The 12,705-nt window shown below is 60.3% G+C and carries 12 protein-coding genes; 5 read left to right on the forward strand and 7 right to left on the reverse strand.

The window, feature by feature from the left end:
* Position 1: 1 nt before the first annotated feature.
* Positions 2–1,297 carry a murein hydrolase activator EnvC gene (locus C4J94_RS01745; RefSeq protein ID WP_124384715.1) on the reverse strand — a complete coding sequence of 432 codons (1,296 nt, stop codon included), beginning with the start codon at positions 1,295–1,297 and terminating at the stop codon, positions 2–4.
* A gap of 259 nt (positions 1,298–1,556) precedes the next feature.
* Entirely contained in the window at positions 1,557–3,083 is a 1,527-nt protein-coding gene (gene gpmI, locus C4J94_RS01750) for a 2,3-bisphosphoglycerate-independent phosphoglycerate mutase (RefSeq protein WP_124384716.1), read from the reverse strand.
* A gap of 151 nt (positions 3,084–3,234) precedes the next feature.
* Here gpmI and C4J94_RS01755 point away from each other — a divergent pair, with 151 nt between their 5' ends.
* Genes C4J94_RS01755 through secB form a run of 3 tightly spaced genes read left to right on the forward strand, consistent with a single transcriptional unit; the run spans position 3,235 to position 4,418 of the window.
* Positions 3,235–3,648: a rhodanese-like domain-containing protein gene (locus tag C4J94_RS01755; protein WP_124384717.1), complete on the forward strand. Its 414-nt coding sequence runs from the start codon at positions 3,235–3,237 to the stop codon at positions 3,646–3,648.
* Position 3,649: 1 nt separating this feature from the next.
* Positions 3,650–3,904 (forward strand): glutaredoxin 3, encoded by a 255-nt coding sequence (grxC, locus tag C4J94_RS01760; protein WP_124384718.1) that lies wholly within the window; start codon positions 3,650–3,652, stop codon positions 3,902–3,904.
* 34 nt (positions 3,905–3,938) lie between these two features.
* A complete protein-coding gene (gene secB / locus C4J94_RS01765; RefSeq protein WP_012721755.1) occupies positions 3,939–4,418 on the forward strand; it encodes a protein-export chaperone SecB in 480 nt (159 codons plus the stop codon).
* Positions 4,419–4,538: 120 nt separating this feature from the next.
* Here the strand turns inward: secB and C4J94_RS01770 are convergent, their stop codons facing one another.
* Positions 4,539–4,994: a tRNA (cytidine(34)-2'-O)-methyltransferase gene (locus C4J94_RS01770; protein ID WP_010563141.1), complete on the reverse strand. Its 456-nt coding sequence runs from the start codon at positions 4,992–4,994 to the stop codon at positions 4,539–4,541.
* Here C4J94_RS01770 and C4J94_RS01775 point away from each other — a divergent pair.
* A complete protein-coding gene (locus tag C4J94_RS01775; protein WP_124384719.1) occupies positions 4,993–5,430 on the forward strand; it encodes a hypothetical protein in 438 nt (145 codons plus the stop codon). The two genes, C4J94_RS01770 and C4J94_RS01775, sit on opposite strands and share 2 nt — an antisense overlap.
* Before the next feature lie 369 nt (positions 5,431–5,799).
* Here the strand turns inward: C4J94_RS01775 and ntrC are convergent, their stop codons facing one another.
* The 4 genes from ntrC to glnA form a co-directional block, all read right to left on the reverse strand.
* A complete protein-coding gene (gene ntrC / locus C4J94_RS01785) occupies positions 5,800–7,236 on the reverse strand; it encodes a nitrogen regulation protein NR(I) (protein WP_124384720.1) in 1,437 nt (478 codons plus the stop codon).
* A complete protein-coding gene (gene glnL, locus C4J94_RS01790; protein ID WP_005783937.1) occupies positions 7,233–8,318 on the reverse strand; it encodes a nitrogen regulation protein NR(II) in 1,086 nt (361 codons plus the stop codon). Before glnL ends, ntrC begins: the two co-directional genes overlap by 4 nt.
* 385 nt (positions 8,319–8,703) lie before the next feature.
* Positions 8,704–9,288 (reverse strand): chorismate mutase, encoded by a 585-nt coding sequence (locus C4J94_RS01795; protein WP_256657710.1) that lies wholly within the window; start codon positions 9,286–9,288, stop codon positions 8,704–8,706.
* A 156-nt stretch (positions 9,289–9,444) separates the two neighbouring features.
* Complete coding sequence (gene glnA, locus C4J94_RS01800; protein WP_024072899.1) at positions 9,445–10,851, reverse strand: glutamate--ammonia ligase; 1,407 nt, start codon at positions 10,849–10,851, stop codon at positions 9,445–9,447.
* 334 nt (positions 10,852–11,185) lie between these two features.
* On the opposite strand from glnA, the gene thiI reads away from it, so the two are divergent.
* Positions 11,186–12,640 (forward strand): tRNA uracil 4-sulfurtransferase ThiI, encoded by a 1,455-nt coding sequence (gene thiI, locus C4J94_RS01810; protein ID WP_124384722.1) that lies wholly within the window; start codon positions 11,186–11,188, stop codon positions 12,638–12,640.
* The last annotated feature ends 65 nt before the right edge of the window (positions 12,641–12,705 follow it).

Genomic DNA, 12,705 nt, shown 5'->3' on the forward strand with positions numbered 1-12,705 from the left:
CCTATCCTTGGGATCGGCACCATTGTGCGGGATCGCTCGGGCGACCCTGCTGACGAATAGCGAAGTACAGCGCCGGCGTGTCCTGGCCACCACTGTTACCGACAGTGGAAATGGATTCACCGGCTTTTACCACATCACCTGCCGACTTGAGTAACGTTTGATTGTGGCCATAAAGGCTCAAATAGCCATTACCGTGGTCAAGAATTACCAGCAAACCGGCGCCGCGCAGCCAATCGGCAAACACCACGCGCCCGCCATGGACGGCGTGGACCTGGCTGCCGGCAGAGGCGCTGATCATCACTCCGTCCCACTTGGCGCGGGTGTCATCGCCACGGGTTTCCCCAAAGCGTGCCAGCAGTCGACCATCAACCGGCCATGGAAGTTTTCCCCGGGCCGAAGCAAAAGGCCCGCCGAACGACTCGCCGCTGCTGGAAACCAGCGGGCCTGGCGCTGCATGCGCCGGTTTGCGGGGCGCAGGCGCATCGCTGGTGGCAGCCAGTTCGGCGTCACGCTGGCGCTTTTTTTCCGCTTCCTGCTGGGCGATCAGCGCTTTTTGCCGCGCTTCTTCGGCCTCGCGTGCCTGGCGCGCCAGGGTTTCTTCGATCGTCTTGAGCACTTTGGCCAGGTCGGCCTGGTCCTGCTCGCGGGCTTGCAGCTTGGCGTCGCGGGCTTTCACGTCGTCGTTGAGCTTGGCCAGGGCCTGCTGGCGCTCCTTGCGGACTTTATCGAGTTCGTTGCGCTGGGTGTCGAGTGCGGTTTTCTGGTCGAGCAGCTGTGCCTGCTGATCATTGATCTCCTGCTCGACATTGGCCAACTGGCGCAGGGTTTCGTTGAAACCCTTCAATTGCGCCAGGCGCGCCTGGCTCAGGTAATCGTAATAGGTGAGGGTGCGGGCAAATTTTTCCGGGTTCTGCTGGTTGAGCAGCAGCTTGAGGTATTCCTGGCGGCCGCTCTGGTAGGCGGCGCGGGCCTGGATCGCGATCAGGCGTTGCTGTTCAACGCGTGCGCTCTGGAGTTTTTTTTTCTCAGCGTCGAGTCGCTCCAGTTCCGACTCGCTCTTCTTTAGTTCTTTTTGCAGCTCCTGGACCTGCTTCTCCAGCTTGCCCATTTCGGTTTCCGTGCCGCGCAGGTCTTTCTGCACGCCGGATTTTTCTTCCTGGAGCTTGCCGAGCAGTTTCTTCAGCTCGGTAATGTCCTGACGCGTAGCGTCCAGCTGCTGTTGGGTTTGTGCGCGCTCATCGGCAAACGCCGGTTGGAGCAGGCAGACAAGAGCGAGGGTAATCAAGGCGCGAAGCATAGAGGCGGGCGACACCAGGGGAAAGGGACGGCCTAGTATGCCCGCCAAGCGCTGCAAAAAAAACGCCCAATTGGGGCTGGCGGGCAAGATAGGTGCCGAGTGGCGGTGGTATGGCAAAAAGACATCTACCAAACAGCGCAAGGCTAATGTGGGAGGGGGCTTGCCCCCGATAGCGGTGGACCAGTCACATAAGTGTTGACTGACACTCCGTCATCGGGGGCAAGCCCCCTCCCACATTGGATCTACAGTGTTGTTTAGATCAGACCAGGATTGAAGTGCCAGTCATTTCCTTCGGCTTTTCCAGCCCCATCAACATCAGCATGGTCGGCGCCACATCTGCCAGTACACCACCGTTGCGCACCTTGAAATCACGCTTGCCGACGTAAATGAACGGCACCGGCTCGGTGGTGTGGGCGGTATGCGCCTGGCCGGTGGATTCATCGGACATCTGCTCGCAGTTGCCATGGTCGGCCGTGATCAGCGCTTCGCCACCGACTTTGTCCAGCGCATCGACGATACGGCCGACGCACAGGTCCAGGCATTCAACGGCCTTGACCGCCGCTTCCAGGTTACCGCTGTGACCGACCATGTCGCCGTTGGCGTAGTTGACCACGATCACGTCATAGCGCTGGTGCTCGATGGCATCGACGATCTTGTCGGTGACTTGCGGAGCGCTCATTTCCGGCTGCAGGTCATAGGTAGCGACCTTGGGCGATGGGATCAGGATGCGCTCTTCGCCGGGGAACGGTTCTTCACGCCCGCCGGAGAAGAAGAAGGTCACGTGGGCATATTTTTCAGTTTCGGCAATGCGCAGTTGAGTCTTGCCGTTTTTTGCCAGGTAATCGCCCAGTACGTTTTCCAGGCTGCCCGGGGCGAAAGCCGACGGGGCCGGGATATTGGCGGCGTATTGGGTCAGCATGACGAACTCGACTTTCGGCTGGCGCGCGCGTTCGAAGTCCTTGAAGCCGTCGTCGACAAACACATGGCTCAGCTCGCGAGCGCGGTCGGCGCGGAAGTTCATGAACACCACGGCGTCGCCGTCTTCGACCCTCACCGGCTCGCCGATGGTGGTGGCCTTGACGAACTCATCGCTCTCGCCACGGGCATAGGCGGCTTCCAGGCCTTGCTGGGCGGTGGCGGCGTTGAATTCGGCCTGGCCGTCGACGATCAGGTTGTAGGCTTGGGCCACGCGGTCCCAGCGGTTGTCGCGGTCCATGGCGAAGTAGCGGCCGACGATGCTGGCGATACGGCCCTTACCCAGGGCGGCGAAGGTGGCGTCGAGCAGTTCGATGGACGACTGCGCGCTTTTGGGCGGGGTATCGCGGCCATCGAGGAAGGCGTGCAGGTAGATCTTGTCGGCGCCGCGCTTGAAGGCCAGTTCGGCCATGGCGATCAGATGGTCCTGGTGGCTGTGCACGCCACCGTCCGACAGCAGGCCCATGAAGTGCACGGCCTTGCCGGCGGCGACTGCTTTATCCACCGCCGCGCAAATGGTCGGGTTCTCGAAGAACTCGCCATCGCGGATCGCTTTGGTCACGCGGGTGAAGTCTTGATATACCACTCGTCCGGCGCCGAGGTTCATGTGGCCGACCTCGGAGTTGCCCATCTGGCCGTCCGGCAGGCCCACGTCCATGCCGGAACCGGAGATCAGGCCGTTGGGCACGGTGGCGGTGAGGCGGTCCAGCACGGGCTTGTTCGCTGCGTACACGGCGTTGTCGTGGTGGCTTTCACTGTGTCCGAAGCCATCGAGAATTATCAGGACCAAAGGTTTAGGCGTGGTAGTCATAGATCCTCTCGCGGCGGTAATAAAGGAAGACAATGGAAAAGGGAGTGGCAGTTTAAAGCGAAGTTCCAACCGCGTCACCGCTTTACGGGGGTTGGCCGCCCCCGGCGGCTGTGTATACTTACCGCCATTTTAACGCCCTGGAACCTCCTTGATGGTTGATCACCTGATTGCATTTGCCACTGCCCACTATCTGCTCGTGGGTGCCTTCGTCATCCTGCTGGCGCTGCTGATCGCTCACGAATTGAGCCGTGGTGGCCGCAGCCTGAGCACCGCGGAGCTGACCGCGCTGGTCAACAAGGACGAGGCTGTTGTCGTGGATATCCGCCCGGCCAAGGATTTCGCCGCAGGCCACATCGTCGGCGCCCTGAACATTCCCCAGGACAAGCTGATGGCGCGCCTGGGCGAATTGGAAAAACACAAGGCCAAGACCATCATCCTGGTCGACGCCCAAGGCCAGCATTCCGGTACGCACGCTCGCGAAATGCTCAAGTCCGGCTTCACCGCCGCCAAACTGTCCGGCGGTATCGGCAGCTGGAAGGCCGATAACCTGCCGCTGGTGAAGTGATATGAGCCAGGTTGTCGTGTATTCCAGCGATTACTGCCCTTATTGCATGCGAGCCAAGGCTTTGCTGGATAAGAAGGGGGTTGCCTACGAAGAGATCAAGGTCGATGGCAAACCCCAGGTGCGTGCCGAAATGGCCCAGAAGGCAGGGCGCACGTCGGTCCCGCAGATCTGGATCGGCGCCCGGCACATCGGTGGTTGCGATGACCTGTTTGCCCTTGAGCGCGCCGGTAAACTTGATGCGCTGCTGTCCGCCTAACCCCTAAAAGCCCCAAGATAGAGAAGGATCTGCGATGACTGATCAACAGAACACCGAAGCAGCAGAAGCTCAAGGCCCACAGTTTTCGCTGCAGCGCATCTACGTGCGTGACCTGTCGTTCGAAGCGCCGAAAAGCCCGGCCATCTTCCGTCAGGAGTGGACCCCAAGCGTCGCGCTGGACTTGAACACCCGTCAGAAAGCCCTGGAAGGTGACTTCCACGAAGTTGTGCTGACCCTGTCGGTGACCGTCAAGAACGGCGAAGAAGTGGCCTTCATCGCTGAAGTGCAACAGGCCGGCATTTTCCTGATCCAGGGCCTGGACGAAGCGTCCATGAGCCACACCCTGGGCGCGTTCTGCCCGAACATCCTGTTCCCGTATGCGCGTGAGACCCTGGACAGCCTGGTCACCCGTGGCTCGTTCCCGGCGCTGATGCTGGCACCGGTGAACTTCGATGCCCTGTACGCGCAAGAGCTGCAGCGCATGCAACAGGAAGGTTCGTCGACGGTTCAATAAGTCGATGCGGTAAAAAATGTGGGAGGGGGCTTGCCCCCCGATAGCGGTGGGTCAGCTACAGATATGCTGGCTGATACACCGCTATCGGGGGCAAGCCCCCTCCCACATTTGTTCTGTGTATTACTTGAAACCGAGTTGGCGCCAGCCTTCATAGACCGCCACGGCGACGGTGTTCGACAGGTTCAGGCTGCGGCAGCCTTCGCGCATCGGCAAGCGCAGGCGGTGGCCGTCGGGCAGGGCGTCGAGCACTTCGGCCGGCAGGCCCCGGCTCTCCGGGCCGAACAGAAACGCGTCGCCCTCGGCAAAGCTGGCATCATGAAACGGCCGCGAGCCCTTGGTGGTGAACGCGAACAAGCGTGGGTGGCCCAGGCTTTCCAGGCAGCTGGCCAGGTCGGCATGGCGCTGCAGGGTGGCGTACTCGTGATAGTCCAGCCCTGCACGGCGCAGGCGTTTGTCGTCCATGTCGAAGCCCAGCGGCTCGATCAAATGCAGGTGGCAGCCACTGTTGGCGCACAGCCTGATAACGTTGCCGGTATTCGGCGGGATTTCTGGTTGAAAAAGGATGACGTGAAACATGCACGGCTCCGAAGGTAAAGATGCGCTGCATTCTACCCCTGAAGACGACCCAAGGCCGAAGCTATTGCCGCGGGTGCTCGGCTCATTGGCGATTGTCGGGCTGATGGTGGGCTTGATGATCGGTCGCTTGACCACCCCGGACCCGGTCGAGCTGCAACAGGTGGAACCTGCTGTGGACGGTTTGGTGGTGTGGTTCAACAGCGAGCCCAAGCTGCACGGCGAGCATATCGACGGCACCGTGGCGCTGCTGTTCGACGCACAGGGCAAGGCCGCCGGTGGGCAACTCAAGGTCAACGACAAGGACGTGAACTGGCGCATCCGCAAAACCGACGGCGGCTTGCTGCTGAACCTGGTGGCGGCTCGGCCATTGCGTGGGGAGTGGAAGGGCGAAGAGGTCGATGACCGCTGGCGGCTGGAGATCCATCTCCACGAGTAATAAAAGAGGGAGTTCCCGGCCTGCCTGTACCAGGGCTCCCAAAACGGGGTGAAGCCAAAGGCTTCGGTGTTAAAGAGGGGATTCTCGGCCTGCCTGTACCAAGGTCCCCGAAACTGGGTAGTACTGGGGTTATTGCAGGGGGCGTGCCAGAGTTTGCAATCTGCTCTATAAAAAACTGCAAGAAAGCGAAAAGCCCCGGAATACGGGGCTTTTCTGGTTTCAGCGTTGAAGCATTCTTTAACCCTGGCGATTTTTTGCGGGCCGGTTCAATGCCCAATGCCGGTTCATGCTGCATTGAATCGGTGCATAACTGTGAACCTGGTGAAGATCCAAATGTGGGGGGCAAGCCCCCTCCCACATTGAATTAGATCAGCCCTCGTCGCCGTCGTCGTCATCCCCGCCGTCGACCTTCATCCCCAGCTCCTTGATCTTGCGCGTCAGGGTATTGCGTCCCCAACCCAGCAGCACGGCGGCATCGCGACGGCGCCCAGCGGTGTGCTTGAGCGCGGTCTCGATCATGATCCGCTCGAACGCCGGCACGGCGCTGTCCAGCAGGTTCGACTGGCCGCGTGCCAGGGCCTGGTCGGCCCATTGGCGCAGTGCCTGTTCCCAGTTGGTGACCGGGGCCGAATCCTGAGGCAGGCTCAGCAGCTCCGGCGGCAGATCGCTGATGTGCACTTCGCGCCCGGACGCCATCACGGTGATCCAGCGGCAGGTGTTCTCCAGCTGGCGTACGTTGCCGGGCCATGGCAGGTTCTTCAGGTATTCCTCGGTCTCGCTTTTCAGCAGCTTCGGCTCCACAGCCAGCTCCAGGGCGGCGCGGCTGAGGAAGTGGCGGGCGAGGGTGGGAATATCTTCCCGGCGATCCGACATACGTGGGATGTGGATGCGGATCACGTTGAGGCGGTGGAACAAGTCTTCACGGAACTTGCCGGCGTGCACCAGGGTTTCCAGGTTCTGGTGGGTCGCGGCAATGATGCGCACATCGACCTTGACCGGCGTATGCCCGCCGACGCGATAGAACTCGCCATCGGCCAGCACCCGCAGCAGGCGGGTCTGGGTGTCGGCCGGCATGTCGCCGATTTCATCCAGGAACAAGGTGCCGCCGTCGGCCTGCTCAAAGCGCCCGCGACGCAGGTTGGCCGCGCCGGTGAAGGCGCCTTTTTCATGGCCGAACAGCTCGGACTCCATCAAATCCTTGGGAATGGCCGCCATGTTCAGCGCGATAAACGGCGAGGCCGCACGAGGGCTGTGACGGTGCAGGGCATGAGCCACAAGCTCTTTACCGGTGCCCGACTCGCCGTTGATCAGCACGGTGATGTTGGAGTGGCTCAAGCGCCCGATGGCGCGAAACACTTCCTGCATCGCCGGCGCTTCACCGATGATTTCCGGGGTGCGAGTCAGGGTCGGCGGGGCTTCCTGGTTCTGCTGTTCCTGGGCGTGCTGGTTGGCGCGCTTGACCAGCGCCACCGCCTCATCCACATCGAACGGCTTGGGCAGGTACTCAAAGGCGCCGCCTTGGTACGACGCGACAGCGCTGTCCAGGTCCGAGTGCGCCGTCATGATAATCACCGGCAGGCGCGGGTGCTGTTCGCGAATGCGCGCCAGCAAGTCCAGGCCGCTGGCGCCGGGCATACGGATATCGGAGATGATCACATCCGGCTGCTGGCGAGCCAGGCGGCTCATAACGCCGTCGGCGCTGTCGAAGCTCTGGGTGGTCATGCCTTCCTGTTGCAAGGCTTTCTCCAGGACCCAGCGGATAGAACGGTCGTCGTCGACGATCCAGACAGTTTCACTACGGCTCATGTCGTGGGGGCTCCTTGTTCCAATGGCAGGAAGATCGAGAACGTGGTGTGGCCGGGGTGGCTCTCACATTCGATCAGGCCCTGATGCTGGCTGATGATGTTCTGGGTAATGGCCAGGCCCAGCCCGGTACCGTCCGGGCGGCCGCTGACCATGGGGAAGAAGATGGTTTCCTGCAGCTCCGCAGGAATGCCCGGGCCGTTGTCGATGATTTCGACCTTGGTCACCAGGCGATGGCGCACATGGCCGATGGTGAACTGGCGCAGGGCGCGGGTGCGCAGGCTGATGCGGCCCAGGCGCAGCTCGTTCTGGCTGCTGATGGCCTGCATGGCGTTGCGCACGATATTGAGCACCGCCTGGATCATCTGCTCGCGGTCGATCAATACGTCGGGAATGCTCGGGTCGTAGTCGCGCACCAGGGTGATGCAACCCTGGCTTTCGGCTTCGACCAACTGGCAGACGCGCTCCAGCACTTCGTGCACATTGGTCATGGCCAGGGACGGCAGCTTGTTGGAGCCGAGCATGCGGTCCACCAGGTTACGCAGGCGGTCGGCTTCTTCGATGATGACGTTGGTGTAGTCCTTCAGATGCTCCTCCGGCAGCTCGCGGGCCAGCAACTGTGCCGCGCCGCGAATACCGCCCAGCGGGTTCTTGATCTCGTGGGCCAGGCCGCGCACCAGCATCTTGCTGGTTTCCTGCTTGGACAGCTGCGCCTCTTCCTTGGTGATGCGCAGCAGGCGGTCGCGGGGGTGCACTTCGAGCAGCAGCAGGGTCGCGCCATTGCTCAGGATCGGCGTCACCGCGTAGTCGACGGTCAAGGTCTGGCCGGTCAGGGCGGTGAGCATCGCCTCGCGCTTGGTGAACGGGTGTGCCTGCTCCACGGCCTGGCGCAACGAACTCAAGGCTTCGGCCGACTCGGTGAACAATTCGCTGATGAACTGCCCATGGCTGCGCTGGCCGCTGATGGCCAGGAGCATCTCCGCCGCCGGGTTCATGTACTCAAGGCGCAGGTCGGCATTGAGCAGGATGGTCGCGGTGGTCAGGTTGTCGAGTAACAAACGGTGCAGTGCATCACTGATGGTCATCAGGACCTCTTTTGAAGCAAGGCGCAGGCTTGAGGCACGCGCTGATACAAGGAAAATGCAAAAAACAAACCAAGGCTCCGAAAAGAAGCGTTAAAGCCCTGAAATAGGCGGTTTAGGCGCGAAACTGTGGCGTTCTGCCAGCCCGCTCGGGAAGAATCGAACCAAAATGGGCTGGATCGCTGGGGCGGGTGCAACCTATCGCACCAACATAGTGCGGTTTTGTAAAGGTTGTTCAGGAAGCTGCCAGAGACAGTCCTGAATACATGCAATCAAATGTGGGAGGGGGCTTGCCCCCGATGACGGAGTGTCAGCCGGCATTTACATGCCTGATCCACCGCTATCGGGGGTAAGCCCCCTCCCACAGTTTTGATTGGGTTTGCAGGCGTTAGCCTTTGTAGACGCACAGCTCGGCCGTAGCGCGGATCATCGCCAGTTGGCGCAGCGGATCATTCAATGGCTCATGCACGGCTTCGGCGAGCCATTGGGGACACTTGGGGTCGGTGCGCTGCGGGGTGAAGTCGGCCAACTGCTGCAGCAGGCGTTTTTGCAACTCGTCCAGCTGCGGGCGGATCTGCTTGATCAGGTCCGGGCGCGGCTCGTCGGGCGCCTTGCCCTGGAATTGCCAGTCGGACAGATGGGTGTACTGCACCAGTTTGTTGGCTTCGATCTGCGCCGAGAAAAACTGCTCGGCGGCGGCGGGGTCTAGCTTATAGCCCGGCGCCTGGGCGACGACACTGGCGATCACCTCTTGCTCGCGCTTCTTGTCTTCCACGGGCTTGTGGCTGTCCCATTTGCTCAAGGCCACCTGGTCGGCGATCTCCAGGCGTTCGGCGATGCTGTGGAGCAGCGGCTCGAGGGTGGGTGGTGCGGCGGATACGCTGGCACTGACAAACAGCAGAGCGAACACGAGTCTATGTTTCAACGCAGATCTCCTGTGGGAGGGGGCTTGCTCCCGATGGCGGTGAGTCAGTCATACCTATACTGCCTGACACTCTGCCATCGGGAGCAAGCCCCCTCCCACATTTTTTATCGGGTTTGCAGGCGCTAAAGCGGAGTAATCCTACAAAAAAAAAGGCCTCCCGAAGGAGGCCTTTTTCGTCACGCTACGTCAAGCAGCGCTACCGGATCAGCAGCTGTAGTACAGCTCGTATTCCAGTGGGTGTACGAAAGTGCGGACCTTGATTTCTTCTTCGCTTTTGAGCTCGATGTAGGCATCGATGAAGTCGTCGCTGAATACGCCGCCTTTGGTCAGGAACGCACGGCCCTTGTCCAGCTCTTCCAGGGCTTCTTTCAGGCTGCCGCACACTTGTGGGATCTCCTTGGCCTCTTCAGGCGGCAGGTCGTACAAGTTTTTGTCGGCGGCGTCGCCAGGGTGGATCTTGTTCTGGATGCCGTCCAGGCCAGCCATGACCAGGGCTGCGAAAGCCAGGTATGGGTTGGCTGCCGGGTCCGGGAAGCGCGCTTCGATACGACGGGCGCGTGGGCTGGACACGTATGGAATACGGATCGATGCGGAACGGTTACGGGCCGAGTAGGCCAGCATCACCGGCGCTTCGAAACCTGGGACCAGACGCTTGTAGGAGTTGGTCGACGGGTTGGTGAAGCCGTTCAGGGCCTTACCGTGCTTGATGATACCGCCGATGAAGTACAGGGCGGTGTCGGACAGGCCGGCATAACCTTCGCCAGCGAAGGTGTTCTTGCCTTCTTTGGCGATGGACAGGTGAACGTGCATACCCGAACCGTTATCGCCGTACAGTGGCTTAGGCATGAAGGTCGCGGTACGGCCGTAGGCATCAGCCACGTTGTGTACGCAGTACTTCAGGGTCTGGACTTCGTCAGCCTTGGCCACCAGGGTGTTGAACTTCACACCGATTTCGTTCTGGCCGGCAGTGGCCACTTCGTGGTGGTGAACTTCGATGACCAGGCCCATTTCTTCCATGGCGTTGCACATGGAGGTACGGATTTCGTGGTCGTGGTCGAACGGCGGAACTGGGAAGTAGCCACCTTTGATACCTGGACGGTGGCCCTTGTTGCCGCCTTCCACGTCCTGGTCGGACATCCACGAACCCTGTTCGGAGAAGATCTTGAACATGGAGCCGGAGATGTCGGACTTGAACTTGACCGAATCAAAGATGAAGAATTCTGGCTCTGGGCCCACGAATACGGTGTCGCCGATACCGGTCGACTTCAGGTATTCCTCGGCACGCTTGGCGATCGCACGTGGGTCGCGGTCGTAGCCTTGCATGGTCGAAGGCTCGATCACGTCGCAGACGATGATCAGGGTTGGGTCTTCGGTGAACGGGTCGAGGACGGCAGTGCTGTCGTCCGGCATCAGGATCATGTCGGAGGCTTCGATGCCTTTCCAGCCAGCGATGGAGGAACCGTCGAACATCTTGCCTTCTTCGAAGAAAGCATCATCCAGCGCGTCGCGAGCCGGCATGGTCACGTGGTGCTGAGTACCTTTGGTGTCCGTGAAGCGCAGATCAATCCATTTAACGTCATGATCTTTGATGAGTTGAACCGACTTCGACATGGTGTCCTCCGGGTGGCTTCGGGCTTGGGTAGTGGAGTTAGCCCTTAGAATTTGGGTGATGCCGGCGCGGATACTCCGCCAAGGCAACCTGCCTCACAAGAGAGCAAATTGCATGCCAGTGCGCCAACATGGCCTTTTTGCCTCAAAATGGCCCCTATAACGGTGCAAGCGGCCAAAGCGCGATAAATAGCGCACTGCAATGTAGCGTCATTCGGTGAAAATGACCCGTTTTGGTGCGCTTAACATGTGGTGCATATTAACTGGTTAAACCTTGAGCGATTTCCGCTATAATCCGCGCCCCCCTTTTTCAGCAGGCCCGGCGCGCGCTGTTTCCATGAAATTAATCGTTAAAGTCTTCCCCGAGATCACCATCAAAAGCCGACCGGTACGGACGCGTTTCATCCGTCAGTTGGCCAAGAACATCCGTGCCGTGCTCCGTGACCTGGACCCGGCCGTGGTGGTGAATGGCGTGTGGGACAACCTCGAGCTGGAAACCCGCCTGACCGACGCCAAAGCCTTGAAGGACATGACCGAGCGCCTGAGTTGCATGCCGGGCATCGCGCATTTCCTGCAGGTGGATGAGTACCCGCTGGGCGACTTCGACGACATCACCGACAAGTGCAAGCAGCACTTCGGTGACGCGTTGGCCGGCAAGATTTTTTCGGTGCGCTGCAAGCGTGCCGGCAAGCACCCGTTCAGCTCCATGGATGTGGAAAAATACGTCGGCAGCAAGCTGCGTCGCGAGTGCGGCGCCGCCGGAATTTCCCTGAAAGCACCCGAAATTGAAGTGCGCATGGAAATTCGCGACCAACGGTTGTTCGTGATCCACAGCCAGCACAACAGCATCGGCGGCTACCCGTTGGGCGCCCTGGAACAGACCCTGGTGTTGATGTCCGGCGGTTTCGATTCGACCGTGGCGGCCTACCAGATCATGCGCCGCGGCCTGATGAGCCACTTCTGCTTCTTTAATCTGGGTGGGCGTGCACACGAATTGGGCGTGATGGAAGTCGCGCACTTTATCTGGAAGAAGTACGGCAGCTCCCAACGCGTGCTATTTGTGAGCGTACCGTTCGAAGAAGTGCTGGGCGAAATTCTCGGCAAAGTCGATAACAGTCATATGGGCGTGGTTTTGAAGCGTATGATGTTGCGCGCTGCGTCCCGTATCGCCGATCAGTTGCAGATCGACGCGCTGGTGACCGGTGAAGCGATCTCCCAGGTATCCAGCCAGACGCTGCCGAACCTGTCGCTGATCGATTGCGTGACCGAAAAGCTGGTGTTGCGCCCGCTGATCGCCAGTCACAAGCAGGACATCATCGACTTGGCCGAAGAAATCGGCACGGCGGATTTCGCCAAGCACATGCCTGAGTATTGCGGGGTCATCTCGGTGAACCCCAAGACCCACGCCAAGCGCAACCGCGTGGAGTATGAAGAACAACAGTTCGACATGGCGATTCTGGAGCGAGCGCTCGAGAACGCCAAACTGGTGCCAATTGATCGAGTAATCGACGAATTGGGCCAGGATGTGCAAATCGAAGAAGTCAGCGAAGCCCTCGCCGGCCAGATCATCGTCGACATCCGTCACCCGGATGCCGCCGAGGATGAGCCGCTGGAAATTCCTGGCATCGACGTACAAACGCTGCCGTTCTACGCATTGAACGCGCGTTTCAAGGAACTGGATGACAGCCGTCAGTACCTGCTGTATTGCGACAAAGGCGTGATGAGTCGCCTGCATGCCCACCATTTGCTCAGTGAGGGGCATGCCAATGTGCGCGTTTATCGACCGAGCTAAGAGCCCGGGGCTGTTTGCCTGTGGCCTGCGTCACCGGCCCCCCGACTCTGCCGTCAAGCTGTAAC

The organism is Pseudomonas sp. R5-89-07 (assembly GCF_003851685.1).
Classification (GTDB): Bacteria; Pseudomonadota; Gammaproteobacteria; order Pseudomonadales; family Pseudomonadaceae; genus Aquipseudomonas.